The sequence below is a fragment of the Corynebacterium belfantii genome (assembly GCF_041898185.1).
GTDB lineage: Bacteria > Actinomycetota > Actinomycetes > Mycobacteriales > Mycobacteriaceae > Corynebacterium > Corynebacterium belfantii.
In genome coordinates this window covers 439,123-465,433 of sequence record NZ_CP157823.1, presented here as the reverse complement: position 1 = coordinate 465,433, position 26,311 = coordinate 439,123, and the positions used below count along the sequence as shown (strand labels likewise).

The 26,311-nt window shown below is 53.5% G+C and carries 25 protein-coding genes and 6 pseudogenes; 5 read left to right on the top strand and 26 right to left on the bottom strand.

Annotated features, from left to right (window positions below):
• Positions 1-34: 34 nt before the first annotated feature.
• A pseudogene (locus ABMV07_RS02495) lies at positions 35-1,359 on the bottom strand (IS3 family transposase); the annotation flags it as partial.
• A gap of 171 nt (positions 1,360-1,530) precedes the next feature.
• A complete protein-coding gene (locus tag ABMV07_RS02490; RefSeq protein WP_088267754.1) occupies positions 1,531-2,754 on the bottom strand; it encodes an MFS transporter in 1,224 nt (407 codons plus the stop codon).
• Between the two features lie 93 nt (positions 2,755-2,847).
• Here ABMV07_RS02490 and ABMV07_RS02485 point away from each other — a divergent pair, with 93 nt between their 5' ends.
• A complete protein-coding gene (locus tag ABMV07_RS02485; protein ID WP_088267755.1) occupies positions 2,848-3,549 on the top strand; it encodes a TetR/AcrR family transcriptional regulator in 702 nt (233 codons plus the stop codon).
• Positions 3,550-3,851: 302 nt separating this feature from the next.
• Here the strand turns inward: ABMV07_RS02485 and ABMV07_RS02480 are convergent.
• Positions 3,852-4,654, bottom strand: a pseudogene (locus ABMV07_RS02480) (IS256 family transposase); the annotation flags it as partial.
• 172 nt (positions 4,655-4,826) lie between these two features.
• On the opposite strand from ABMV07_RS02480, the pseudogene ABMV07_RS02475 reads away from it, so the two are divergent.
• Positions 4,827-5,986: pseudogene (locus tag ABMV07_RS02475) on the top strand (IS3 family transposase).
• Positions 5,987-6,037: 51 nt separating this feature from the next.
• A pseudogene (locus tag ABMV07_RS02470) lies at positions 6,038-7,278 on the top strand (IS256 family transposase).
• A gap of 110 nt (positions 7,279-7,388) precedes the next feature.
• Here the strand turns inward: ABMV07_RS02470 and ABMV07_RS02465 are convergent.
• A pseudogene (locus tag ABMV07_RS02465) lies at positions 7,389-7,838 on the bottom strand (transposase); the annotation flags it as partial.
• A 175-nt stretch (positions 7,839-8,013) separates the two neighbouring features.
• On the opposite strand from ABMV07_RS02465, the pseudogene ABMV07_RS02460 reads away from it, so the two are divergent.
• Positions 8,014-8,568, top strand: a pseudogene (locus ABMV07_RS02460) (ThiF family adenylyltransferase).
• A 37-nt stretch (positions 8,569-8,605) separates the two neighbouring features.
• Entirely contained in the window at positions 8,606-8,719 is a 114-nt protein-coding gene (locus tag ABMV07_RS02455) for a rhodanese-like domain-containing protein (protein ID WP_374064999.1), read from the top strand.
• Here ABMV07_RS02455 and ABMV07_RS02450 read toward each other — a convergent pair.
• From ABMV07_RS02450 to tuf, 22 genes are all read right to left on the bottom strand, one after another.
• Complete coding sequence (locus ABMV07_RS02450) at positions 8,716-9,744, bottom strand: asparaginase (RefSeq protein ID WP_197689817.1); 1,029 nt, start codon at positions 9,742-9,744, stop codon at positions 8,716-8,718. The two genes, ABMV07_RS02455 and ABMV07_RS02450, sit on opposite strands and share 4 nt — an antisense overlap.
• A gap of 79 nt (positions 9,745-9,823) precedes the next feature.
• Positions 9,824-11,200, bottom strand: a complete 1,377-nt coding sequence (locus ABMV07_RS02445) for an L-serine ammonia-lyase (protein WP_088267204.1) — start codon at positions 11,198-11,200, stop codon at positions 9,824-9,826.
• 23 nt (positions 11,201-11,223) lie between these two features.
• On the bottom strand, positions 11,224-12,567 hold the full coding sequence (locus ABMV07_RS02440) for an aromatic amino acid transport family protein (protein WP_088267203.1): 1,344 nt from the start codon (positions 12,565-12,567) through the stop codon (positions 11,224-11,226).
• A 748-nt stretch (positions 12,568-13,315) separates the two neighbouring features.
• Entirely contained in the window at positions 13,316-13,879 is a 564-nt protein-coding gene (gene rplE / locus ABMV07_RS02435; protein ID WP_004566766.1) for a 50S ribosomal protein L5, read from the bottom strand.
• A 2-nt stretch (positions 13,880-13,881) separates the two neighbouring features.
• Positions 13,882-14,196, bottom strand: a complete 315-nt coding sequence (gene rplX, locus ABMV07_RS02430; RefSeq protein ID WP_004566765.1) for a 50S ribosomal protein L24 — start codon at positions 14,194-14,196, stop codon at positions 13,882-13,884.
• Between the two features lie 2 nt (positions 14,197-14,198).
• Positions 14,199-14,567: a 50S ribosomal protein L14 gene (rplN, locus tag ABMV07_RS02425; RefSeq protein WP_004566763.1), complete on the bottom strand. Its 369-nt coding sequence runs from the start codon at positions 14,565-14,567 to the stop codon at positions 14,199-14,201.
• Between the two features lie 195 nt (positions 14,568-14,762).
• The gene (locus ABMV07_RS02420) at positions 14,763-16,073 is read right to left on the bottom strand and encodes an ABC transporter permease (RefSeq protein WP_088267202.1); all 1,311 of its coding nucleotides are present in this window, start codon (positions 16,071-16,073) and stop codon (positions 14,763-14,765) included.
• 2 nt (positions 16,074-16,075) lie between these two features.
• On the bottom strand, positions 16,076-16,786 hold the full coding sequence (locus ABMV07_RS02415) for an ABC transporter ATP-binding protein (RefSeq protein ID WP_197692051.1): 711 nt from the start codon (positions 16,784-16,786) through the stop codon (positions 16,076-16,078).
• Positions 16,787-16,802: 16 nt separating this feature from the next.
• Complete coding sequence (locus ABMV07_RS02410) at positions 16,803-18,440, bottom strand: HlyD family efflux transporter periplasmic adaptor subunit (RefSeq protein ID WP_088267200.1); 1,638 nt, start codon at positions 18,438-18,440, stop codon at positions 16,803-16,805.
• A gap of 168 nt (positions 18,441-18,608) precedes the next feature.
• Entirely contained in the window at positions 18,609-18,887 is a 279-nt protein-coding gene (gene rpsQ / locus ABMV07_RS02405; protein ID WP_088267199.1) for a 30S ribosomal protein S17, read from the bottom strand.
• A 2-nt stretch (positions 18,888-18,889) separates the two neighbouring features.
• The gene (rpmC, locus tag ABMV07_RS02400; RefSeq protein ID WP_004566751.1) at positions 18,890-19,120 is read right to left on the bottom strand and encodes a 50S ribosomal protein L29; all 231 of its coding nucleotides are present in this window, start codon (positions 19,118-19,120) and stop codon (positions 18,890-18,892) included.
• Positions 19,120-19,536, bottom strand: a complete 417-nt coding sequence (rplP, locus tag ABMV07_RS02395) for a 50S ribosomal protein L16 (RefSeq protein WP_088267198.1) — start codon at positions 19,534-19,536, stop codon at positions 19,120-19,122. The genes rpmC and rplP overlap by 1 nt, the downstream gene beginning before the upstream one ends.
• A gap of 3 nt (positions 19,537-19,539) precedes the next feature.
• Positions 19,540-20,286: a 30S ribosomal protein S3 gene (rpsC, locus tag ABMV07_RS02390; protein WP_014302912.1), complete on the bottom strand. Its 747-nt coding sequence runs from the start codon at positions 20,284-20,286 to the stop codon at positions 19,540-19,542.
• Positions 20,286-20,648, bottom strand: coding sequence for a 50S ribosomal protein L22 (gene rplV / locus ABMV07_RS02385; protein WP_088267196.1), 363 nt, complete (start codon positions 20,646-20,648; stop codon positions 20,286-20,288). The genes rpsC and rplV overlap by 1 nt, the downstream gene beginning before the upstream one ends.
• A 3-nt stretch (positions 20,649-20,651) precedes the next feature.
• Positions 20,652-20,930, bottom strand: a complete 279-nt coding sequence (rpsS, locus tag ABMV07_RS02380; RefSeq protein WP_004566728.1) for a 30S ribosomal protein S19 — start codon at positions 20,928-20,930, stop codon at positions 20,652-20,654.
• Positions 20,931-20,946: 16 nt separating this feature from the next.
• Positions 20,947-21,789, bottom strand: coding sequence for a 50S ribosomal protein L2 (rplB, locus tag ABMV07_RS02375; RefSeq protein WP_004566727.1), 843 nt, complete (start codon positions 21,787-21,789; stop codon positions 20,947-20,949).
• A gap of 21 nt (positions 21,790-21,810) precedes the next feature.
• Positions 21,811-22,116 carry a 50S ribosomal protein L23 gene (gene rplW / locus ABMV07_RS02370; protein WP_004566725.1) on the bottom strand — a complete coding sequence of 102 codons (306 nt, stop codon included), beginning with the start codon at positions 22,114-22,116 and terminating at the stop codon, positions 21,811-21,813.
• Entirely contained in the window at positions 22,116-22,769 is a 654-nt protein-coding gene (gene rplD / locus ABMV07_RS02365; protein ID WP_010934329.1) for a 50S ribosomal protein L4, read from the bottom strand. Before rplD ends, rplW begins: the two co-directional genes overlap by 1 nt.
• On the bottom strand, positions 22,766-23,422 hold the full coding sequence (gene rplC / locus ABMV07_RS02360; protein ID WP_088267195.1) for a 50S ribosomal protein L3: 657 nt from the start codon (positions 23,420-23,422) through the stop codon (positions 22,766-22,768). The genes rplD and rplC overlap by 4 nt, the downstream gene beginning before the upstream one ends.
• Positions 23,423-23,454: 32 nt before the next feature.
• A complete protein-coding gene (gene rpsJ, locus ABMV07_RS02355; RefSeq protein ID WP_003848085.1) occupies positions 23,455-23,760 on the bottom strand; it encodes a 30S ribosomal protein S10 in 306 nt (101 codons plus the stop codon).
• Between the two features lie 509 nt (positions 23,761-24,269).
• Positions 24,270-24,827: a DUF421 domain-containing protein gene (locus ABMV07_RS02350; RefSeq protein WP_088267194.1), complete on the bottom strand. Its 558-nt coding sequence runs from the start codon at positions 24,825-24,827 to the stop codon at positions 24,270-24,272.
• 76 nt (positions 24,828-24,903) lie between these two features.
• The gene (gene tuf, locus ABMV07_RS02345; RefSeq protein ID WP_004566712.1) at positions 24,904-26,094 is read right to left on the bottom strand and encodes an elongation factor Tu; all 1,191 of its coding nucleotides are present in this window, start codon (positions 26,092-26,094) and stop codon (positions 24,904-24,906) included.
• Between the last annotated feature and the right edge of the window lie 217 nt (positions 26,095-26,311).

Here is a 26,311-nt window from a genome sequence, read left to right as displayed (position 1 = left end):
CCCAGCGAAACAAGCTAGACGTCAACCAAACCCTCAGCAGACCCTTCCGATAGTGCATCGGGGTCAGGCCCTTGAGTCGTTGTTGGATGCGTTCGGTGTTATACCACTGGATGTAGTCTTCGACAGCTTGGGTGAATTCCTCGACGGTTCCAAAAACTTCTCCGTGGTACATCTCGGTTTTTAAGTGTCCGAAGAAGTTCTCCATTACTGCGTTGTCGTAACAATTAGCTTTACGCGACATTGACTGAACACCGCCGTTGTCGTGGATTAGATTACGCCAGGTTGAATGCTGGTACTGGAAGCCTTGATCGGTGTGCATCATCCATCCAGGCTTCGGCGCACAGGCTGCAATCGCCTTTGTTAGGGAATCGGCGGTGAATGCTATCGACGGTGATGTAGCCACGGTGTGAGCGACAATACAGCGGTCGAAGAGATCCATTACCGGTGATAAATACACTTTGCGGCCTGCAACCCTAAATTCGGTAACGTCGCTGACAAAGACGATGTTGGGCTTGTCTGGAGTGAATTTACGGGCAAGCTTATTGTCAGCAATGCGACTGATAGTTCCTGTGTAGGAATTATAGGGCCTGCGCTGACGGATTTTAGCCCGAAGACCCATCTGGTGCATGAGCTTGTAGACGAGTTTGTGGTTGACCACCCAGCCCTTGTTGCGCAAGTCCAGCAACACTCGCCGGTAGCCGTAGCGATGCTTGTTGGCTTCGAAACTTTCTAGGATTGCGTGCTTTACCGCAGCATGTTTATCCGGCTTATCGAGTCGCTTTTGATGGTAGAAGAATGTCGCCCGCGGCATATCTGCCGCCGCGAGGAGATCTGCCAAGCGGTGTTGTGACTTGAGGATGACGATCGCCTGGGCTTTCAGGCGTGTCCCTGGTTCCTCAAGTCCCGCAATTTTTTTAAATAAGCATTTTCAGCCCGCAACCGTTCGTTTTCGCGACGCAGCTTATCTTCTTCAGTAAGCACCTTCGGCTTAGCTGAACCTTTAGGCCTGCCCTTCGGTTTCAGCTTTAACGCGTCATCACCACCTTTGCGCCATTTTCGCGACCAATATCCGACCACTTGATCCGACGACAGACCAAACTCACGGGCCAGATCCATCTTCGACTCGCCAGCTAGATGGCGTTGGACAACTTCCTTTTTGATTTCGAAAGAGTACTGCTGCTTTGAAGGCTTTTCCACAAGACATAGCTTGCCATGGAGCAAGAACCGACGAAACAAAGCACGGACTGGGTAAACACCAACACCAACATGATGAGCTGCAGCCCAATAACTATAACCCTGCTCGAAAAGAGCCACCAATTCTTCCCGCTGTCCCGCCGACAACGAACTACGTGCACGCATACAACTGCTCCCCACTAGTAGGTAACTGATTTCTCAGTCCAACTAATGGGGAGCAGTTCACTTCAGTTTGAGTTTGTTTGAATCTCGTAGCGACTAGACATCATAGTTCTGATGAAGTGAACACCGCTTTAGCAGGGATTTTTATGGTTTTTGCTTCTAATCATAAAGAGATTATTTGCGGAACTCGGGATGGTAAAAACTCAGCAAAATTGCCGCAGCTATCAGGACTGTGCAACATGTCATTGGTAGCCACGGAGAGAATCCGTAAAGTGCGGTGGAGGCTATCGGTGCCACTACATAGGCTGCACCATTGTTAGCATTAATCAACCCGGCCAACCCACCTTGCTCTTCGGGCTTCATTTGCAAAGTAGGCGCCGTGTTGTAGCCAGGCATCGCCAGGCCTAGACCAAAGCCTGTCAAGATGCTGGCCACGATGAACAGTCCAAGATTTAGTGGATAAACCAAGAGTAGTAACCCGAGAAGAACGATTATTAATCCTCTTCTAAAGAGTTTTTTAGCACCCCAGTTTAACCTTGGAGCCACCAAGGCCTGCGCCAGTATCATCACCACCCCCATTATTGACATGCACAAAGCGGTGAGCCCTGCTGTTGCGCCGGCCGCTAGCTTCAAAACATCCTGCAGTAAAAAGCCGAAAAGTATAGCCACGGTAGAAAAAGCGGTAAACATTAGGAAACCGCAAGCCAGGAACACGAATACTCTTGAATCAAAATAGGAAACTTTTGCCGGTTGAGCGACTTTTTCTTCGCCACCTGTGGGTTTGAATGTTAACAGCAAAACGGCAACGCCTAAAAGCATGACCAGAGGCATCACCAGCAAGGGCATCATGAAACCTCCTATAGCTGCAAGGCTGCCGCCCAATAAAGCTCCAAGAATAGAGGAGAATCCTTGTGCAGCGCCCAAGACTCCCAGACCTTTTACCCGTTGCGTCTCATTGTATGTATGAGTCACAACGTAGGTTTGCGCGGCTGGGGAAACTGATGCGATGGCACCGCCGTACAGCACGCTCCTAGTTATGACTACTCCTATGATCAACGCTATGCCGGTGAGCAGACCCTTAAATCCTAGCCACACCACCATAGCGAATCCGCCTAGAGCCAGGATTCCAGCAAGCATGCCAATAAGCAAGATACGCCGAGATCCCCATCGCAATGAGACCCGTCCCCACCTGGTGGAGGTAAGAGAAACCATTATGGCTGCTAACGAAATGGTGGCGCCAATGTGCCATTCCTTCAACCCAATTTCGCGCGATAACGGAGCCAGAATTGGATTAAGAATCATCTGCCCCATATATGCCAGTAACACCGTCAAAAACAAGGGAAACAGTCCCGTTATTTTTGATTCGACTTTCTCGTTTCGTTCATTAGTGGCACACATTAAAACATCCTTTCCAAAGTGAGCTACCAATCAAGCTGAAACAATACTAGAACAATGTTCTAGTATTGTCGAGATTGAGGGTATGCTGTTTTCGTGGGAAATAAAGACAAGCGGGTAAACACGGGTAGACGCGCCTGGCTGACGCAAGAAAAGATCATGTACACCGCAATGGAACTGACCCGAGAGTACGGTCTAGAAAAATGGTCGATTCGCGACCTTGCGCAGCATCTGGGAGTAGTTCCCTCTGTCATCTACCACCATTACCAAAACCGTGACGCCATTACCGCTTCTGTAATCGGCGAGATCACTAGCACCATCGAACTACCGGACGAGCAGCTGGAATGGAAAGATTGGTTCATCTCCCTAGCAAAAAATGTCAGGCCCGTCTTTCTTGAATTCCCCGGAGTCACCGACAAACTGATGTATGGACATATGAACGCCGCGTTGATACCAATCTTGGAGGTGGCTTACGAAAAACTACGGGACGCTGGTTTTAGCCAGTACATTCACATCGCATACTCAATTATCATCAACACGATGCTGTGGAGCATTACTTCTCGCAACTTGCGCAGCCCAACCAAGCAGGAACAGCGCCACGACCTAGGCCAAATGATTACCCAACTTCAGCCCCTAGCTGCCTGCTCCACAACGCTGGCCGACATCATCCAAGGCTACTTAATTCCGCTAGCCAACCCGAAAAACGAAGACCGCATGAGCCAGGAATACTTTGAAATCATCATAGAAGTCGTACTCGCCGGTTTAGAGATAGTGATCTTGCCTCGCGAAAACGCCTAACGAACCCGTGAACAAGAGAACTCATCAATACGCATAAAATATTGCCCAAAATCGCAAGACATCCAGCTAAGAGCAGACCCTTTCAGCCTCTCCCTCTATTTCCTGCGATTTTCCAATAAATACAAGAAAATCCACTATATCCAGAGCTTCCCAAACAACTGGTACGACTACATCAAATACGGCACCACCAATAAACTAGCTATCGCCCTGGTCAAGTCTGTTTGAGTGGTGTTTCTACCCTTCGATAAAGCATGCAGTGCGATGGTATCAGGGGCCAGCACGTACCCAGTGCTCTAATTGATTCACGCGACCTCCTTGGTGGTGTCAGCGTCGATGACGTTGGCGGTGATCATCGCCTTGGTGTGTGCCAGACTAGTCAGTGACATGTAGCGGTTTTGCTGAATCCAGTCATCATGTTGTTCAGCTAGTATCGCGCCAACAAGGCGCACGACAGCGTCACGATTAGGAAAAATACCTACGACATCTGTGCACCAGCGGATTTCACGGTTAAGTCGTTCAGTAGGGGTTATTCGACCAGACTTTCTTCCACACTGATTTCGGGGCGTTAGTAAACGCCAACAGCTCATCCAAAGCTTCTTCCAGGTAGCTAGCAACGCAGGGGAATTTCTCTTCACAAAATGCTACGACCTCACGGGCTTGGGACCACACCGATTCCGAGTCTGGTTTGGAATATCGTATGAAACATCGCCGATAGGGTCGGCCACTGCGTTTTGGGCACCATGCCAGAGAGGTTCTTGGCGAAGTGCGTTCGGCACCGTTGCCAGGACGCATTCGGTAATATCTCACTAATTGCATGTTGGATACCTAGATGGGCGTCACTGGTGACAAGATAGACTTCATCAAGTCCGCGGGCTTGAAGATCCCTAAAGAACCTGGTCCACGAGGCCACAGACTCAGATGGTGCAATCTGCATGCCCAATAACTCCCGGTAACCTTCGGCATTAACCCCGGTAGCTAGCAGCACAGAGGTTTTAACGACTCGTCCGCTTTCACGGACTTTCATGGTCAACGCATCACACGAGACATATAGGTAGGGGCCGGTATCAAGTGGTCGGGTGCGGAAGTCTTCGGTTACGTCCGCTAGTGTGGTGTATCTGTAACCCGTTGTAAGCCTCGTGCCGGTGCACAATAAGGCGACCACCGCGGGTACCTTTCGAATCAACTCTTACCTATCCTCGAAAGGAAGTAGGGTCTGCTGAGGGTTTGGTTGACGTCTAGCTTGTTTCGCTGGGGCGGGGCAGGGAAGGATGTTGATTATGTCGAAGTTGTATTCAGAGCAGTTCAAAGCTGATGCCGTGGCGTTGGTGGAGTCTGGGATCTCTCGCCGTCAGGTGTGTGCTGATTTGGGGATCTCGCGTTCCTCGTTGCAAAAATGGATTACTGATGCGAGGTTGCAGGCTCAGGGGATGCAACCGTGTGCTGATCCGGTAGTGGCTAAAGAGATGCGCCAGGCTTTGAAACGGATTCGCGAGTTGGAGATGGAAAACGAAGTGCTACGTGCAGCGGCGGCGTACCTGTCTCAAGAGGTGATTCGCCCAAAAGGGTCTTCCCGACCGTGGAAAAGCTGATCAAGGCAGGTAAGGCGACCTTGACGGTAGCGGCTCGGGTACTGGGGTTTTCCCGCCAAGCGTTTTATAAATGGGCTGCTAAGCCAGTTTCGGACAGGCAAGCCCAAGAAGTAGAACTTATAGACAAGATTCGCTAGATTCACAGTGACGATCCTGAATTTGGTTACCGCCTGATAGCAGACGAGCTCCATGATCAAGGGATAGAGATTTCTGAGCGTCGAGTATGGCTTTTGTGTTCTCATGCTCAGGTGTTCTCGGTGATCGCTAGGCGTAAGTCGCGTGGGAAGAAGTCGGGTGCTCCAGTACATGATGACCTGTTACAGCGTCACTTCCACGCTGATGCGCTCAACGTTGCGTGGGTTACAGATATTGCGGAGCATTGGACCAAAGAGGGCAAGCTGTATCTGTGTGCGATCAAAGACCTGTGCTCGCGAAGAATCGTGGGCTATGCGACCGGTGGGCGGATGAAATCACGCCTCGTGGTGGCGGCGCTCGATGATGCGATGAGGAAACGAGGCAATCCCCATGGCGTAATCATTCACTCTGATCGTGGCTCGCAATTTCGTTCTAGAAAATTCCGTGCCGCGCTGAAATCTTACGGCGCGAAGGGATCTATGGGCAGAGTTGGAGCGTGTGGGGATAACGCTGCGATGGAATCTTTCTTCGCTCTTGTACAAAAGAACGTTCTTGATCGTGGCTTTTGGAACAGGCGCCGTGAACTATCTGCCGCGATCACTCACTGGATTGAACGGACATATCACAGGAAAAGACGGCAACGAGCACTGGGTAAATTGACACCAATCGAATACGAAACAATCATGGAACCAGCCGCATCCCTTGCGGCCTAAAAATCAGAAGGAAAACTGTCAACCAAACCCTCAGCAGACCCGTAAACCGCGATGACCACTGACCCTCATCATATCGACCCGACCGCGTATCTGGAAGAATTGCTCACTCAGGCCTCCCCAGACTTGATGCGCCAGATGCTCACAAACTTCATCAACCAGATCCTCTCGACCCAGGCTGACAGTGTTTGCGGCGCTGACTACGCCACGGTATCTCCCCAACGGACTAATACCCGCAATGGCCACCATCCCTTAGACACCAGGGTAGGAAGCATTGACGTTGCTATCCCGAAACTACGTCACGGCGCATTCTTTCCCGACTAGCTCTTAGAAAGACGCACCCAGACCGAAAGAGCCCTGACTACCGTGATAGCCACGTGTTATCTCAAAAGAGGTCTCCACTAGACGCATGAATGATTTGGTGGCCACGCTGGGCATTAACAATCTGTCGAAAACACAAGTGTCTGACATGGCCAAAGAACTCGACGAGATGGTCGCTGATTTTAAAGCCCGCCCACTGGATTCAAGGCCGTATTACTACCTGTCCTGTGACGCGTTGACAATGAAAGTCCGCGAAGGCGGACGAGTCGTTAAAACCAGTGTGCTTATCGCTACCGGCGTTAACAAAGACGGCTACCGTGAACTACTGGGCATACAGATTGCTACATCAAAATCCGTGGAATCATGGACCGGATTCTTCCAAGACCTCAAAGCCCGTGGTCTTGGCGAAGTCTATCTCGTCACCAGCGATGCGCACCTAGGAATCCAAGCTGGCTGTTGGTCAAGTACTACCTACAGCCAGCTGGCAACGTTGCCGGACACATTTTGCTAAGAACCTGTCCTCAAAAGTATCAAAACGCCAGTGGACAACACTATCGGGAATGTTTCACTCCATCTTCTAGCAAACCGACGCGCAAGCTACCTGGGACCAAGCCCGCTAGGTCGTAGATTTCTGCACCGAGCGTTTTCCCGACGCAGCCGACTACCTGGAAGAATCATTAGATGAGATACTCGCGTTTACAGCCACGCCCAAAGCTGTATGGACGAAGGTATGGTCCAATAATCCAACAGAGCGTTTGAACCGTGACATCAGGCGGCGTACCGACGTTGTAGGAATCTTTCCCAACCGCGCAGCAGTCATCCGCCTCGTCGGCGCCGTACTAACTGAACAGCATGACGATTGGATTCAGCAGAAACGCTATATGTCACTAGCAAGCTTGGAACACACCCGACGCCTGATAGCTACCAATACCATCCGCGCCAACGACGCAGACACCATCGAGGCAGCCTCCTAATTGAACCAACATCAACCCCGAGACGGACCCCAACACCGACCCTGACACTGTCCCCCGATCCACCGATTCAGAAAGGACAGATACACCACTTCACCGGACTTGACCAAGTCTTCGACCATCTCGTCAAGATCTTTTGCCATGTCAGATACCTGCGACTTCGATAAATTATTGATCCCTAAACTGGCGACGAGATCGTTCATCCTGCGGGTGGATACGCCCTTTACATAGCAGGTGGCTATTACGGTTGTTAGTGCTCGTTCGGCTAGGGTGCGTCGTTGCAATAACCAGTCTGGGAAGAAAGATCTGGTACGTCATTTGGGTACAGCGATATCGATGGTGCCGACGCGAGTATCAAGGTCGCGGTGGCGGTAGCCATTGCGGACATTAGTACGAGACTCGCTGGTGGTGGCGTAGTCCGCGCCGCAAACACTGTCAGCCTGGGCTGAAAGGATCTGGTTGATGAAGTTTGTGAGCATCTGGCGCATCAAGTCTGGGGAGGCCTGAGTGAGTAATTCTTCCAGATACGCGGTCGGGTCGATATGATGAGGGTTAGTGGCCATCGCGGTTACATTCCTTTCGAGGATAGGTAAGAGTTGATTCGAAAGGTACCCGCGGTGGTCGCCTCATTCATTCATCAGGACCTCACCGGTAGTTACAGATACACCACGCTAGCGGACGCAACCTCCTGAATGCGAAGTCACAACGATCAACGATCGTTTTTCTTGGCCTGATTCCTTGGAGATTGTTTGCGGAGTGGATGTGCTTATTGACGGATCCGATAACTTTGACACCCGCTACGTAGCGAGTGCTACTGCAGTTCGCCTAGGAATTCCGTATGTATAGGGATCGATCCTTGGGTTTGACGCACAAATGAGTGTATTTAATACGCCATCTGGCCCTGTATATGAAGATGTGTTCCCATATCCTCCACTTCCTGGAGACGTACCTAATTGCACTGAGGCAGGAGTTCTCGGACCACTTGTGGGAGTTGTCGGATCTGCTATGGTATTAGAAGCCATTAAGGTGATTACAGGAGTAGGCACTCCCCTCTCTGGATCTATCGGGTATTTTGATGGCTTCAGTGGTCAATGGGAGTACATTCCTGTTTCTGCGGGGCAGAACACTAAAAGAATAGTGGATTCCGAGTCGCCTCGCCATATGGAATCCGTCCCCGAAGTTTCGTCTGTTTCAGGATTCAGCACGATTATCGACGTAAGAGAGCCTGAAGAAACGGTTCTCGGAGTTATCCCCCCATGCTATTTCAGTACCGTTGTCTCTCATCGAAACTGATATTGATGCCGCACGAGCGGGCGTTCCGTCGGGCTCAGTGCTTTACTGTGCAGCCGGAATACGCTCGGCGCGGGCATGTATTCTGCTTTCCCGTGCCGGCGTTAAAGACCTTGTGAGCCTATCAGGTGGCTACAACCAATGGAGTGCCTAAAACAGCGTCTTCGGGTCAGTCTTCGTTGCTAATGCGCAGGCCAATAGGATTCGTGACTGCCCGGCGCGCAGGATGTCTGCACCAATCACGCCTTTGGCTGCAAGTGTTGCGCCACCGCCGGCACCACCGTAGGTGCCTTCGACGCGGCCGGCGTCGACACGCGTGGACATCACTACGGGGATTTTCTTGTCCAAGGCGTCGGAGATAGCCAGGGCGATGTCACCTCCTACGTTGCCGGCCCCCATGCCTTCAATGACGAGGGCTTTGGCGCCGCTGGCGAGGGCGGCGTCGACAAGCGCGCGAGGTGCACCTGGGTAGGCGGCGATGATGTCAACGCGCTGGTGTTCTAGGGGTTTGTAGGCTAATGCTGCAGGACGGGTGAGCTCGTTGTCGGCGTTGCTATCAAATCCATCCACGCTATTGGCGTTGGATTTGTAGGCGCCACGAGCACGAAGTGTCTTTTCACCGAAGGCAATAAACACGCCTTTGCCACGGTTTTCGGGGGCGGTAGCGGTGCGAACTGCGAGCAAGAGGTTGGCTGGGCCATCGGTTTTGGGGTCGTCGAAAGGCAGCATGGAGCCGGTGAATACGACAGGTACGTCGGAGTCGAGGAAGGTGTCTACGGCGATGGCTGATTCTTCCATGGAGTCGGTGCCGTGGGTGACAATCACACCGGTCACGCCGTCTTCTTTTACGGCTTTGAGCACCTCGGTGATAATCATGTCGGTGTCTTTGAGTGTCATTGCCGAAGAGTCGAGCTGAGATACTTGGCGGACATCGATGCTGAGTTTGTCTTTGTCAAAAGTGTCGTACACTCCTGCGACGAGTTCTTCTCCGGAGACTGTGGGCACCAGTGCCCCATCGACGTTGGTGCATGCGATCGTGCCACCGGTGCCGAGCACGATGAGATGACCGGAGGCGTCGTTACGCACACCTGCACTGCCGGCTTTGTTGCTGCACGCCTGCACCGCACCTGCCACGGAAGCAAGAGCGCATGCGCCGAGGAAACTTCTGCGTGAAATCATAAAGAATACTCCTGTGAAAAGGGGGAGATGGAAAAGCTGCCGACCACCTCACGATGAGGCAATCGGCAGCAGGGATTTATCAGCTACACGGCATAAGTCGAGGCATTAAGACTTTAGCGAGGCCACCAAGGGACGTCTCACGGTATTTGGAGTCCATATCCTTACCGGTTTGGTACATCGTCTGGATAACCTGATCCAGCGACACGGTAGGGGTAGAACCACGCTGTAGCGACATATTTGCCGCATTAACCGAGGTCACAGCAGCAATTGCATTGCGTTCGATGCAAGGAACTTGGACTTGGCCGCACACTGGATCACAGGTAAGACCCAAATTATGCTCCATGGCGATCTCCGCTGCGGCGAAAGCCTGCGCAGGAGTTGCGCCCATAAGTTGTGCAATACCAGCCGCTGCCATTGAGCAGGCCACGCCGACCTCACCTTGGCAACCGACCTCAGCACCCGAGATGGAGGCGTTCTTCTTGTACAAAGCGCCCACCACACCGCAGGTCAACAGGTAGTCAATCACGTCTTGCTCACCAACTGGTTTGACCAATCGATCCCAGTAGGACAACACAGCAGGAAGAACGCCGCAGGCACCGTTTGTAGGCGAGGTCACCACACGGCCACCGGAGGCATTTTCCTCGTTGACGGCCATGGCGAACATGTTAAGCCAGCTCATCATGCGTAGTGGTTCATTTTCGCTGGTGGATTCCAGGCGCTCACGAAGGGCCTTAGCGCGGCGCGGTACTCGTAGGTCACCTGGCAGGATTCCTTCTGCTGAGGAACCACGCTCGATGCCGCTCTGCATGACTTTCCATACTTTAGCTAGGTGTTCGCGCACGGCTTCTTCGCCGTTTGCCGCAACCTCATTGCGCCATGCGAACTCTGGAATGCTCATACCCTCGCGATCGCAGTGTGCGAGAACTTCCTCAGCGGTGTTGTAAGGAAAAGGCACAACGGCGGTGTCTTCGACGGGTAGGCCAAAGTGCTCTTTATCGACGATAAATCCGCCGCCGATGGAGAAATATGCCTTGGTCAACAAGACCTCGTCGCCTTCAAATGCGGTGATGGTCATGCCGTTTTCGTGCAGTTGCAGGCAGGTGTTGTGGAAGACGATGCCTTCGGTTCGGCTGAAATCCACCGTCCTCTTCCCGCCTGCTAGTCCAAGGCGCTGCAAGGAAGCGACGATTTCGAGGAATCCTGGCATGGCGTCGATGTCCACGGTTTCTGGCTCGAATCCTGCCAAGCCCATGATGATAGCCTTGTCGGTCGCGTGGCCGATGCCGGTCAGCGACAGTGAGCCGTAGACGTCGGCACGCACGCGGGTGACTCGATCAAGCAGGCCGCGCTCTTCAAGCGTATCGACGAACGCCTTGCCAGCCTTCATAGGGCCAAGAGTGTGAGAGCTCGATGGGCCGATACCAATCTTGAACATATCGAAGCAGCTGATGAACATGATGTATGCTCCTTACCCGAACTCTAGAAAGCCTGGACGATGCTGTAGACGATGGTGCACAGTGCCAACAGGCCCATGCCGAAGACCAAGTAGTTCGAAATACGACCACGGTACTTAGCCAACGCCGGAACCTTATGGATGGCGTACATAGGCATCAGGAAGAGCAGGATGGCGATTGTAGGACCACACATCGTCTCGATCATTCCGAGGATGGATGGGTTCAGCCATGCTACCAGCCACGAAGAGATCAGCATGAAGGCGAGAGTACCCAGCACCAACGCACGACTTTGAGTATCAACAGTCTTGCCCTTAGAAGCAGCACCCGAAGCAATCAAGCCTTGGAAACCTTCAGCAGCACCGAGGTAGTGGCCAAGGAAGGACTTTGCCACAGCGATCATGGCAATAATGGGAGCAGCCCACTGAATCACAGGGCTATCAAAATGGTTAGCCAAGTAGGACAAGATGGTGATGTTTTGTTCTTTAGCAGCAGCGAGATCGGCTGGCGACAAGCTCAATGCGCAAGAAAACACAAAGAACATAACCACAACGACCATCAAGATCTGGGCGACGGTGAGAATGCGACCGGTCTTGTAGTCAGCCCACTGACCGTACTCAGCACGCTTTTCCTGGGCGAAAGAGGAAATGATTGGCGAGTGATTGAAGGAGAAGACCATCACTGGGACGAGAAGCAACAGGGTAATCCAGATGCTGTGACCGGAAGCCTCAGCTGAAGTGCGCAGGTCGAAGGTCTGGAACAGTGCAGTGTTCCACTTAGGGATCAAATAGACCGAGAGCACCACCAAGATGGCGATGAAGGGGAATACCAAAACCGACATGGCCTTGACGATCACCGTGCGACCGAGGCTGACCACGAAGATCAGTCCGCCGACCAAGATGAGCGACATCAACCAGCGTGGCAGCGGAGTGATTCCCAGCTGGTTTTCCAAGAAGGAGTTTACGGTGTTGGTGATGGTGACCGAGTAGACCAACAGGATCGGGTAGACCGACAAGAAGTACAGGACGGTGATAAATGCGCTGGCCTTGTGGCCGAAGTGCTCATCGACGACATCCGTTAGGTCTGCGTCTTCCTTGGATGCTGAAAGGATGAAGCGAGTAAGACCCCGGTGTGCCCAGTGGGCCATCGGGTATGCGACGACGGCCATGACGAGCATGGGGATGATTCCGCCGATACCGGCGTTGATGGGGAGGAACAATACGCCCGCACCGATGGCTGTGCCGAAGAGGCTCAAGCTCCATACGGTGTCGGTTTTACGCCAAGAAGGCGCGCTAGATGAGGCAGGTGATTCTGATGGTGCTACACCATCGCGGATCCCAGCAGATGCTGAGTGGGAAACAATCTGAGACACGATAGTTCTTCCGTTCTCTCTCGAAGCACAAACCAACGACCTTGACTAGAAAACGGCAGTTCATCCCACCATTTCCAACATAAACCCACATTGTAAGCAATTTTTCACCCCCGCTAAAGCGGTGAAGATTACATATAAATATCACTTTCAAAAACCAGTGACACCCATTACAAACCGAGTTTCAATGTCCTTGGCATTACACAAAGGAGCGTAACCGATTTCTCACGTTGCGGGAAACTTGAAAGCGCTAGTTTGCAGTGTAATTAGAATCACTTTGCTTTTTATGAATCGTTTTGGTTCACATTTAATAACATATTGACCCTATAAGTACAGTTCAGATGCCATTTATTTTGCCCGTGCACATTTATTCAATACATCAGAATTCATAATAATAATTTCTATAGCGCCATTGAAGTTGTAGATTTAGGTCACCAATTTCGACTATCAATTAATTGACAGTTTTAATAACAAATTAAATTCAGCACTCTATTTAGTAGAAATATCAGAGCAAAATACATGCAAATTACGCAAGTTTTGCATGTATTTGATACCCCCTAGCCTATGTACCCGCGTTGGGTACCCCCGTGCGTATGCCTGCGTCATAAAACAGAAAACTAGGTACAAGTAGCAGCGCCACACCATTTGAACCTGCTCTAGGTTTCTACGACTCCTAGAATCCGCCGACTACTCTGAGTACGAGAAAACCCCCTTCCGAAGAAGGGGGTTTCACGTTACTGCTACGAACTAATTAGGCGTCAGCCTTCTTGAATGGGAAGCCGAGCTCGCGAAGCAATGCGCGGCCTTCCTCGTTGTTGGTAGCGGTGGTAACGACGGTGATGTCCATACCGCGTGGGCGGTCGATCTTGTCAACGTCGATTTCGTAGAACATGGTCTGCTCGGAGAGGCCGAAGGTGTAGTTACCGTGGCCATCGAACTGCTGGTCAGACAGGCCGCGGAAGTCACGAATACGTGGCAGTGCGACGGTCAGCAGACGGTCCAGGAACTCCCACATGCGGTCGCCTCGAAGCGTAACGCGAGCACCGATTGGCATGCCTTCACGGAGCTTGAAGTTAGCGATGGACTTCTTGGCACGGCGAAGCTCTGGCTTCTGACCTGTGATCAAGGTGAGGTCCTCGAGTGCGCCGTTGATCAGTTTGGAGTCACGAGCAGCGTCGCCGACACCCATGTTGACAACAACCTTGACAACACCAGGGATCTGCATGACGTTCTCGTAGGAGAACTCATCGTTGAGCTTGGTGCGGATCTCTTCACGGTAGCGGGTTTTCAGACGTGGAGTGTAGTTCTCGCTCATGATTAGATGTCCTTCCCGTTACGACGCGAGATACGGACCTTCTTGCCGTTCTCATCGAAGCGGTAGCCAACGCGGGTTGGGTTACCATCGGAGTCCAAAACCATGACGTTAGAAACGTGGATTGGAGCTTCCTGGGTGACGATTCCGCCAGACTCAGCGCCGCGCTCTGGAGCAGAGTTAGCAACGTGCTTCTTGATGCGGTTAACGCCCTCAACCAAGACCTTCTCGGTCTTAGGGAAAGCCTGGATAACCTTACCCTTAGCGCCCTTGTCTGGGCCGGAGATCACGAGAACCATATCGCCCTTGTGGATCTTCATAACTAGATCACCTCCGGTGCGAGAGAAACAATCTTCATGAACTTCTTGTCACGAAGCTCGCGAGCAACTGGCCCGAAGATACGGGTACCACGTGGCTCGTTGTCGTTCTTGATCAAAACAGCAGCGTTTTCATCGAACTTGATGTAGGAGCCGTCTGGACGGCGCGTTTCCTTCTTAGCGCGGACGATAACAGCCTTAACGACTTCGCCAGCCTTAACGTTGCCTCCTGGGGTAGCTTCCTTGACGGTAGCGACGATGACATCGCCAATGCCAGCAAAGCGTCGGGTGGAGCCACCGAGAACGCGGATGCACAGAATCTCTCGTGCACCGGTGTTATCGGCAACCCGCAGACGCGATTCCTGCTGAATCACTATGGGTCTCCTGACCTGGATTGAATGTGTGGCAGATTTCCGAACTGACACACGCGGTCTATGTACATGAGGCCAGCACTCTTCAACGAACAATTGTCGAGGGGTCTCGATCGCTGTGTCCGGAAACTAACACACTAACGATCGACCAGTGCAGGCAACCTGAGTATTTAACCACAACCACGCCCCACTTCTCAACTATTCGTAACGAAGCGCCTCAATAGGGTTGAGCTTGGCAGCTTTGCCTGCGGGATAAGAACCAAAGAACAGGCCAATGGCCAAGGAGAACACCAACGAAATAACAATGCCGCTCAGTGGTGGGAAGACAAATTCTCCCATCAATTTCGCACCGATCATGCCTACCGCCCCACCGAATATCACGCCCAGCAAGCCACCCATCAGGCACACGATCATGGCCTCAACAACGAACTGCAGGCGGATGTCGCGGCGCGTAGCGCCTAAGGCTTTACGCACACCAATTTCTCTAGTGCGTTCGGCCACGGTAATCAGCATGATGTTCATAACGCCAATACCGCCAACCAGCAGTGAGATTCCACCAATTGCCGCAATAGCTGCGCTAATCGACGTCAAAATCTTGTTCACCGATGCCAAGTTCTGCTTCTGATCTGTCACCTTGACTTTATAGTCTTTATTGTCTTGGTAACGCTCATCAAAAAATGCCTGTAGTCGCTTTTTCACTTGAGCATCATGCTCATTACGTTCTGTTTGCGAACCTCCTGTTGGGCTAGCAAGCCGAATACTAATCCCAGGGAATGCACCCGAGATCTCTGCGACCTTAGCTTCGGAAGGGTAAGGTACAAGAATTTCTACTTGATTATCAGCAAAGCTTAAAAGACCGCCTTTTTCTTCGGGTTTCTTTGTCACGCCCACGATCTGAAAATCTGCAGTACCAAACTCAGTTTCTATCGTCACACTATTGCCCAGCGCTGCTGAGGGATCCCCGCCAAAGAAAGAAGTCGCAAGCTTTTCAGGAACAACAGCCACTGGACGGTCACCGTCGATGTCCTCATCAGTGATTTCTCTTCCCCACCCGATTTTCACGCTTTTCGTGCGTTGGTAGTCCACATTGATTCCTCGGACAAGGCCCTTGAGCTGTTTACTTGCATCAAGGTCAGTGCTTACGGTCGCTGGTGTTCCGGCATATCCGCCCACTTGGATCTCGGAGATATCCGGCCCAAACTGCGAACGAAGATCCTCGATCATTTCTGGTGTGATCATGTCATCAGGATTGGTCACAGGTGGACCAGAATAAAAGCCTTCTGGTTCGGGTTCGCCTTCAGGAGTTCGCTCACGAACGTCAGCGCTGTAATCGTTGATGCCAATGCCTTCCAAACCGCTTGTGGTTTGGGTTTTCAGCGCATGCCCCAGTGTCAAGATGGCAATAACTGAGGCGATGCCGATAATCACGCCCAGCAGTGTCAGCGCTGATCGCATCTTGTTGGTGCGAAGACTTCCAAGGGCTAAAGAAACTGATTCAAGAATACTCATCGTTACCCCGTCGTATGAAAGTGAAAGATATCTTCGTCAACAAACATGCCGTCACGCATGGTAGCTACCCGCGTAGTTTCGGCAGCTAGCTCGGGGTTGTGGGTAATAAACACAATGGTCTTCCCATGTTCTTGATTAAGCGTATGAAACAGATCCATCACCACTCTGCCGGTGGCGGTATCAAGGGCACCCGTGGGTTCGTCGGCAAGCAAAAGGTGCGGGTCGTTCGCTAACGCGCGCGCGATGGCAACACGTTGCTTTTGTCCACCGGAAAGCTCATTGGGCTGGTGGTGCATACGATCGGCCATACCGACGAGCTCCAACAGTTCTTCTGCCCGCTCTTGCCGTTCTTTACGGCTCACACCGGCGTACATCATGGGCAGCTCAACGTTTTTCAGGGCGTCGATACGCCCGATCAGGTTGAAGTTCTGAAACACAAACCCAATGCTCTTGCTGCGGTAACGTGAAAGCTCATCGTCGTTGCTTTCCAGCACATTCACACCGTTGAAAAGGTAGCTGCCCGCTGTTGGGCGGTCGAGAAGCCCCACGATATTCATCAACGTGGACTTACCCGAGCCAGACGTACCCACGACGGAAACAAACTCGCCCTCCGTGACGTCGAAATCGCAGCCATGCAGCACCTGCAATTCACCGGGTTGCCCGATATTAAAGCGCTTGACAATCCCGCGCATTTGGATCAGTTGCTCTGCCATTGCACTGACCTCCGCACTAGCGCTTATCGACGGACACCGAAGCGCCCTCAAAATTCTTGTAAAGATCAGGTGCCTTAATCACGAGGTCTTGAGCCTTAAGATCCTTCGATTCCACGGTGATTTCAAAATCATTACCCTTACCAGGGGTCACGGCAACCTTCTTAAGAACCTTAGAGCCTTCATCGGAACCGTCGATGGCAAGCACATAAGACGTGCCGTCCTCTTCGAACACGGCCTCCTTAGGCACCGCCAGACCTGGCTTGGATTTAGCGGTCACAATTTTTGCTTTACTGGTGCCACCGAGCAACAATCCATCGCGTTCACCAGACACCGTGATCTCAATTGGGAACTGAACCTTCCTGGTTTTTTTCTCCGGTGCCCCAGCGTTAGATTCTGCAACTGTCGATACCGCACTCACACGACCTGTGAACTGCTTGGGTCCGGTCCCAGGGGTGGTAAAGGTTACCTCGTTACCCACCTTGATTTTCGCAACGTCTGCTTCCGAGACAGTGCCACGGACCAACATGTCTGTATCGTCCGCGATAGTCAGCAATGCGCCTTCTACAGGCTTACCCACCTGGCCAGTCACGGAGGTCACCACACCACGAATCGGAGCACGTACAGACGCCTCACCAATAGAAAGCTCCAACTTACGGTTCGACGCCGCAGCTACCGCATTTCCCGCTTCGGCGGCACGAATCGCCTGATCCACGGCTTGGCTTTGAGTAGCCAACTGGTTGTTCGCCTGCAAACGTGCCGTTTCGAGGCCACGGGCGGCGTCGTTACGCGCAACGAAAGCCTTTGCCACCGCACGCTGCTGTGTTGCCAATCCCTGATCCACCTTGATCAGAGCGTCTTCGTAATTCTTCTGCTCGCGGTTCAACGCATCCCACGCTTGGCGGGCGCGATTAACACTATCGACGGCCGCAACACCCTGCTCAATAGCCTGCGTGTTCAATGTGGGTGCTTGCTGCTTCTGCAGCTTCTGGGCCGTATCCGTAGCATCCTCTGATGCGCCATTCAGCGCAGTACCGAGAGCACCGAAACTTGCACGCACCGCATCCAGCGATGCGGTTTCTACACCATTGCGCGCAGAGTTCACAGCACTCGCCTGCGCCTTCAGAGCGTCATCAATACCTGCGTTACGGTTATGCAGCGAATCCTCAAAAAGCTTCTTCGCTTCCGCATACTCATGCTCTGCAGCATGCAACGCATTCTCAGCGCCATTGACCTCACCATTGAGGCCTTGATTCAACGCATCCCATGTCTGTTGGTACTGCAACTGGGCTTGCTCCACAGCCGCCATCGACTGTGCATAATTCTGAGCCTGCTGCGCATAATTAGCGTTCAGCTCACCGCGCTCATTATCCGTATTAATCTGGGCCAGCACCTGGCCTGTCTCGATACGGTCCCCCACCTTCACATTCAAGGCCTCCACTGGGCCAGTCAGCTTGGAAGCCAACACCACGTCACGCCTAGGGCCAAGCGTGCCAGAAAGGTTAATCGACTGTGAGACTTCCTTCTTTTCCACAACCGCGTAGTCGCTAGCTCCAACTACCGGATCACTGGATCCTGCTGCGAGAAAGTAAGTAGCCCCGCCGCCGAGTGCCACCAGTGCCGCAATCGATGCGGGGATAACAATTTTTTTAACCACGTGCGAGCCTTGTCCTTGTATTTAAAAGCGAGGTGAGGGAATCAATTCAGATCCCAAAAGTATAACATTATTCATTAAATAGAACTTTGCGGCATAGCAAAACCCCCAGACTCACCATAAAGGCAGGTCTGGGAGTCTTTTCTGTCTCGGTGAGAGTCGAGCAGCAAATTACTTTGCCTTCTCCACGATCTCGACGAGACGGAAGTGCTTGTCCTTAGACAGTGGGCGGGTCTCTTCGATGCGAACGAGGTCACCGATGCCGGCGATTTCCTTCTCATCGTGAGCCTTGACCTTCGAGTTGGTACGAATGGTCTTGCCGTACTTTGCGTGGGACTTGCGGTCCTCAAGCTCGACGACGATGGTCTTCTGCATCTTGTCAGAAACCACGTAGCCGGTGCGAACCTTGCGAGCGCCCTTTTCCTTGTTGTTCACGTTTGCCTCACTCATGTTTAAGCCTCAGCTCCCGGAACCTCGGACAGGCCCAGCTCACGCTCGCGAATAACCGTGTAGATGCGGGCGATGTCGCGCTTGACCGTGCGAAGGCGGCGGTTGTTGGTCAGCTGACCGGTTGCGGCCTGGAATCGCAGATTGAACAGCTCTTCCTTAGCCTCGGTCAGACGGGTCTTAAGCTCCTCGGCGTTCAGCTCGCGAAGCTCGTGTGCGGGGGTACCGTTAGCCATTAGAACTGGTCCTCCTTCTTAACGATACGAACCTTGCAAGGGAGCTTCTGGCCTGCACGACGCAGTGCTTCAAGAGCAACTTCCTCGTTAGGGAAGCTCATCTCGAAGAGGATGCGACCTGGCTTGACGTTGGCAACCCACTTCTCAACTGGACCCTTACCGGAACCCATACGAACGCCGAGTGGCTTCTGAGTCAACGGACGGTCCGGGAAGATGTTGATCCACACTTTGCCACCACGCTTGACGTGGCGGTTAATGGCAATACGTGCAGATTCGATCTGACGGTTGGTGATGTAGGCAGGCTCGAGAGCCTGGATGCCGTAGTCACCGAAATTGATGCGGTTACCGCCCTTAGAAACGCCGCTACGGTGAGGGCGGTGCTGACGACGGTACTTTACGCGCTTAGGGATAAGCATTTCTTAGCCCTCCTGCTTCTGCTCAGAGCGCTGACGACGCTGACCGCCACGACGTGGACGTCCGTTGCGGTCGCCGCGGCCGCGACGCTCTGCTGGTGCGTTGATCTCGCTCTCACGACGACCACCGACGACATCACCCTTGTAGATCCACACCTTAACGCCAATGCGGCCGAAGGTGGTGTGAGCCTCGTAGGTGCCGTAGTCGATCTCGGCGCGGAGGGTGTGAAGTGGAACGCGACCCTCGTGGTAGCGCTCGGTGCGGGACATCTCGGCACCGCCAAGACGACCGGAGCACACAACCTTGATGCCCTTGACCTGTGGCTGACGCATAGCGCCCTGGATTGCCTTGCGCATTGCACGGCGGAATGCCACACGGTTGGTCAGCTGCTCGGCGATGGACTGTGCCACCAGCTGAGCGTTTGCATCAATGTTCTTGACCTCGAGGATGTTGAGGGCGACCTGCTTGCCGGTGAGCTTCTCCAGCTCAGTGCGGAGTCGGTCAGCCTCAGAGCCACGACGGCCGATCACGATGCCCGGTCGGGCAGTGTGAATGTCGACGCGAACGCGCTCGCGGGTGCGCTCGATGACAACATCGGCGATACCTGCGCGGTCGAGGGTCTTTACCAAGTACTCACGAACACGGATGTCTTCAGCGAGGTACTCAGCGTAGTTCTTGTCGGCGTACCAGTGGGACTTCCAGTCGGAAGTAATGCCCAGACGTAGGCCGTGAGGATGGATTTTCTGGCCCACTACTTGGCCCCTTCCTTCTGGCTCTCAACCACGATGGTGATGTGGCTGGTGCGCTTGCGGATCTGGAAAGCACGACCCTGAGCGCGTGGACTGAAACGACGCATGGTTGGGCCCTCGTCGGCGAATGCCTCGGAGACAACCAGGGAGCGGCGATCCAAGCCGAAGTTGTTTTCAGCGTTAGCTGCAGCGGAAGCTACAACCTTTGCTACTGGCTTGGAAGCTGCCTGTGGGGCGTACTTCAGAATTGCGAGTGCTTCCTCAACGGACTTGCCGCGGACCAAGTCGATCACGCGACGTGCCTTCATTGGGGAGACACGGACGAAGCGCGCGGTTGCGCGTGCGGAGGTGATTGCTTCACTCATCGCTTATCGACGTCCCTTCTTGTCGTCCTTGATGTGACCCTTGAAGGTCTTGGTTGGAGCAAACTCACCAAGCTTGTGGCCGACCATGGAGTCGTCCACGAACACTGGAACGTGCTTGCGACCGTCATGGACGGCGAAGGTGTGTCCAATGAAGTCTGGGAGAATGGTGGAACGGCGGGACCAGGTCTTGATGACCTGCTTGGTGCCCTTTTCGTTCTGAGCGTCGACCTTGTTGAGGAGGTGCTCATCGACGAACGGGCCCTTCTTTAGGCTGCGTGGCATCTAAGTTTTCCTCCTCTTAGCGCTTCTTGCTCTTGTTCGTGCGGCGGCGCTGCACGATCATGTTGTTGCTGTAACGGTTAGGGTTACGGGTGCGGCCTTCCTTCTTGCCCCATGGGGAAACAGGATGACGGCCACCAGAGGTCTTACCTTCACCACCACCGTGTGGGTGGTCGACCGGGTTCATAACGACACCACGGACGGTTGGGCGAACGCCCTTCCAGCGCATACGGCCAGCCTTGCCCCAACGGATGTTGATCTGGTCAGCGTTGCCGACCTCACCAACGGTTGCGCGGCAGCGGATGTCGACGCGGCGGATTTCGGAGGAAGGCATACGCAGAACTGCGTACTTGCCAGCCTTACCGAGCAACTGGATGGAAGCACCAGCGGAACGAGCCAGCTTTGCACCTGCACCTGGCTTGAGCTCTACGCAGTGGATGGTGGTACCGGCTGGGATGTTACGCAGTGGGAGGTTGTTGCCAACCTTGATGTCTGCGTTAACACCGGACTCGATCATCTGACCCTGCTGGAGGCCTTTAGGAGCGATGATGTAGCGCTTCTCGCCGTCCACGTAGTGGAGCAGCGCGATGTTAGCGGTACGGTTTGGGTCGTACTCGATGTGTGCGACCTTGGCTGGGATGCCGTCCTTGTCGTTACGACGGAAGTCGATCAGACGGTACTGGCGTTTGTGTCCACCACCCTTGTGGCGAACGGTGATGTGGCCGTGTACGTTACGGCCACCCTTCTTAGGAAGGGGGCGTACCAAAGACTTTTCCGGAGTCGAGCGAGTGATCTCCTCGAACATGGAAACGGAGCTCTGGCGGCGACCCGGGGTTGTCGGCTTGTACTTACGAATAGCCATAATGTGTCCTTACCTCGACCCTTACGCGGCGTTTCCGCCGAATATGTCGATAGCGTCGCTGCCCTCTCGAAGCGTCACGTAGGCGCGCTTGGTTGCCTTACGAACGCCGTAACCGGTGCGGGAGCGTTTGCGCTTGCCTGCACGGTTAGCGGTGTTAACGGAGTCAACCTTAACGCCGAAGATCTGCTCGATGGCGATCTTGATCTCTGTCTTGTTAGCAGTTGGAGCAACGAAGAACGCGTAGGTGTTCTGCTCCATCAGGCCATAAGACTTCTCAGAGACGACCGGGGCGAGAATGATGTCACGGGGGTCTGCGATCTTAGCCATTACTTCTCCTCCTGAGCCGCACCGGAAGCGCGGTTAATGAAGGTGTTCAGAGCCTCGACGGAGAACACAACGTCGTCCGAGTACAGAACGTCGTAGGTGTTCAACTGGTCAGCGAACAGGATGTGTACGCCTGGCAGGTTACGAGCACTCTTTTGTGCGGTTACATCCTCACGGCCGACAACGAGAAGAACGTTGCGACGATCCGTGATGCGCTCGATGAAGGAGCGCGCGGACTTGGTGGATGGGGTCTGACCAGCAACCAACTCAGAGATGACGTGGATACGCTCGTGACGTGCACGGTCGGTGAGAGCACCGAATAAAGCGGCCTTGATCATCTTCTTAGGGGTGCGCTGGCTGTAATCGCGTGGCTTAGGGCCGTGCGAAATACCACCACCGGTGAAGTGAGGAGCGCGGATCGAGCCCTGACGTGCGCGACCGGTGCCCTTCTGGCGGAACGGCTTGCGTCCGCCACCGGAAACCTCTGCACGGGTCTTAGCCGAGTGGGTTCCCTGACGCTTTGCAGCGAGCTGTGCGTTGACGACCTGGTGGAGGAGTGCCACAGATGCTTCGCGATCGAAGATCTCTGCTGGCAGCTCGACCTGACCATCGGTCTTGCCCTCAGCGGTGAGGACGTCCAACTTCAGATTGGTCATGCGTGTGCACCGCCCTTCACTGCGGTCTTAACGGTTACGATGCCACCGCGAACGCCTGGGATAGCGCCCTTGATCAGGATGAGGTTAGCATCTGCGTCGATCTTTTGAACCTTGAGGTTCTGGGTGGTGACGCGGTCACTACCCATGCGGCCTGCCATACGGGTGCCCTTGAAGACACGACCTGGGGTAGCGCAGGCACCGATGCCACCGACGCGGCGGTGTGCAGCCTGGTTACCGTGGGCAGCGCCCTGGCCAGCGAAGCCGTGGCGCTTCATAGCGCCGGCGTAGCCCTTACCCTTGGTGGTGCCGGTGACGTCAACGAAGTTGATACCTTCGAAGATCTCAACGGTCACGTCTTGGCCGAGCTTGTAGCCGGAGACATCGTCCATACGAATCTCTGCTACGTGACGGCGGGGGGTAACGCCTGCTTTCTTAAAGTGACCCGCAGCTGGCTTGTTAGCCTTGCGTGGGTCGATTTCGCCGTATGCGATCTGGATAGCGTTGTAGCCATCGGTCTCTACGGTGCGAATCTGGGTTACGACACATGGACCAGCTTCAACGACGGTAACCGGAATTACGCGGTTGTCCTCGTCGAAGATCTGAGTCATGCCGAGCTTGGTGCCCAGAATGCCCTTGATCTCAGTTTCACTCATTAGTTATTCTCCGCTGCCAAAAATTTCGTCGATCACTGAATATTCACGTCGACGCTGGCCGGAAGGTCGATGCGCATAAGTGCGTCAACCGTCTTCGGCGTCGGGTCGAGGATGTCGATCAGGCGCTTGTGCGTGCGCATCTCGAAGTGCTCGCGAGAATCCTTGTACTTATGGGGAGAACGAATAACGGCGTATACGTTCTTTTCGGTGGGCAACGGCACTGGACCAACAACACGAGCGCCGGTACGGGTGACCGTCTCGACAATCTTCTTTGCAGAAGCGTCAATCGCCTCGTGATCGTAGGCCTTCAGCCGAATGCGGATCTTTTGTCCCGCCACGCTTATCCTCTTCCTCGCTTGTCCCACATCCTTGGATTGGTGGGAATCGCTTCAATATTTCTCTATAACGTTGTCCGGATCTTTGGGGACCTGGGCGCAACGCCAGTTCTTAACTTGACTGTCTTATCGACTTGGTGGAGTTCATAGGACGATGGCACATAACAAACGCCGTAAACATCCTGACGGGGTACAAGACCCGTAGTGTCAAGCCGGAAGGGACTTTATCTCACGATAAGCGTGACCCTTACGTATACTGCCGCTGTTTATTTGCCATGCCCCTTCAAACTCCGGCCCTCAAGGTTGAACAGGCTTAACGCCTTGGCCTTAAGGATCCTTAACGTGTGGTCCATTTCTGAACCCACACCATGAAGGTGTCATGGTTGCTGCGCCAGCCCGCTTAACGGCGACCTGTCAAAGCAACTTGATTATTAAAACACGTATAAAACGACTTTGCAACACTATTGCTAAGTTTTTAAAAATTTCCGCAGGTAATTAGTCCTCACCGGAAACTAAGGGTAGATGTATTCCACACCCGCAACATTCTTAAGTAATTCCAGATCCATCGGCACGCCTTCTCTAATAACCGATAGATCTCCTGTGGGCTCGAGGATCATGCACTGAACTTGGCTCAAACTGGCAAGACCAGCTCTGCGCACTGCCAGTCGTACGTCACTATAAGATAGGCGCGTTTTTCGCAGCTGCTCAGTGATGATTTCTCCATGTGCCATGACTACGTGCGATCGGCCGTTCAGGGTGTGTTGGAACCGCGAGAATCTCCGGATTTGTCCAAAGATCGCTTCAAGCAGCATGAGGGTTGAAAGTCCAATAAGCCCAGCTGCAAGGGTTGGTGGGTGTCCGATGGTAACACGACCTGCTACTGCCCCAAACATGACAAGGACAACTGCGTCAAAAGCAGTCATTTTTGCGAGTACTCGGGTGCCAAAAATTTTAACGAGCGCTAAAAAGCCAATGTAGGTTCCCACTGCGGAAAGCACTACGACGGGGATGCGCCAAGGATCGATTGTTAGTTGTTCGAGCATCACGTCGCGGAAGTGGGGATTTAGCATAGGTTCGATAATACGAGAAAAGCCGCCTCCCCTTGTGGGGAAGCGGCAATTCTATGCACCTAGGCGCAGTAGATCATTACTTGATGATCTTGGTAACGCGACCAGCGCCGACGGTGCGGGAGCCCTCGCGGATAGCGAAGCGCAGGCCCTCGTCCATAGCGACAGGCTGGATCAGGGTGACGGACATGTCGACGTTGTCGCCAGGCATGACCATCTCGGTGCCCTCAGGAAGCTTCACAACACCGGTAACGTCGGTGGTGCGGAAGTAGAACTGTGGGCGGTAGTTGTCGAAGAATGGGGTGTGGCGGCCACCCTCGTCCTTGGACAGAACGTAGACAGAGCCCTCGAACTCGGTGTGAGGGGTGTAAGCGCCTGGCTTAACAACAACCTGGCCACGCTCAACGTCTTCGCGCTTAACGCCACGGAGAAGCAGACCACAGTTGTCGCCAGCCTCGGTGTAGTCGAGAAGCTTACGGAACATCTCGATACCGGTAACGGTGGTAGTGGTAGCCTTCTCGCGGATACCGATGATCTCGACGTCCTCGTTAACCTTCAGGGAGCCACGCTCAACACGGCCGGTAACAACGGTACCGCGGCCGGTGATGGTGAAGATGTCCTCGATAGGCATGAGGAATGGCTTGTCGGTCTCACGCTCTGGGTCTGGGATGGAATCATCGCAAGCCTGCATGAGGTCGATGATGGACTGGGTCCACTTCTCGTCGCCCTCAAGAGCCTTCAGTGCGGAGATGTGGATGATTGGAGCCTCTTCGTCGTAATCCTGCTCAGCGAGCAGCTCACGGATCTCCATCTCGACGAGCTCGATGATTTCCTCATCATCAACCATGTCGCACTTGTTCAGAGCAACGAGGATGTAAGGAACGCCGACCTGGCGAGCGAGCAAAACGTGCTCGCGGGTCTGAGGCATTGGGCCGTCGGTGGCAGCAACAACGAGGATTGCGCCGTCCATCTGAGCAGCACCGGTGATCATGTTCTTGATGTAGTCAGCGTGACCTGGAGCGTCAACGTGTGCGTAGTGGCGCTTCTCGGTCTGGTACTCCACGTGGGAGATGTTGATGGTAATACCACGCTCTTTCTCTTCCGGTGCCTTATCGATGGCATCGAAAGCGAAAGCCTCGTTCAGCTCTGGGTAAGCATCTGCCAAAACCTTGGTGATAGCAGCGGTGGTGGTGGTCTTACCGTGGTCAACGTGACCGATGGTGCCGATGTTGACGTGCGGCTTGGTACGCTCGAACTTAGCCTTTGCCACTGTGTGTCCTCCTGGACTTCGTGGTGGCTACGATTTCGCAGCCACGAATTGACAGTGCTGTACATTTCTGACTGCTAATTCGGCAGTCTGGCAGTACAACTATTTACATTGTGCCAGTTACATGATCCTAGGGTCACAACGGGGTATTTATCAAACCACCGAAGAAACCAGATGGGATCTTACAGGGTAACGGCCGGCTCAACATTCCCTTTGATGT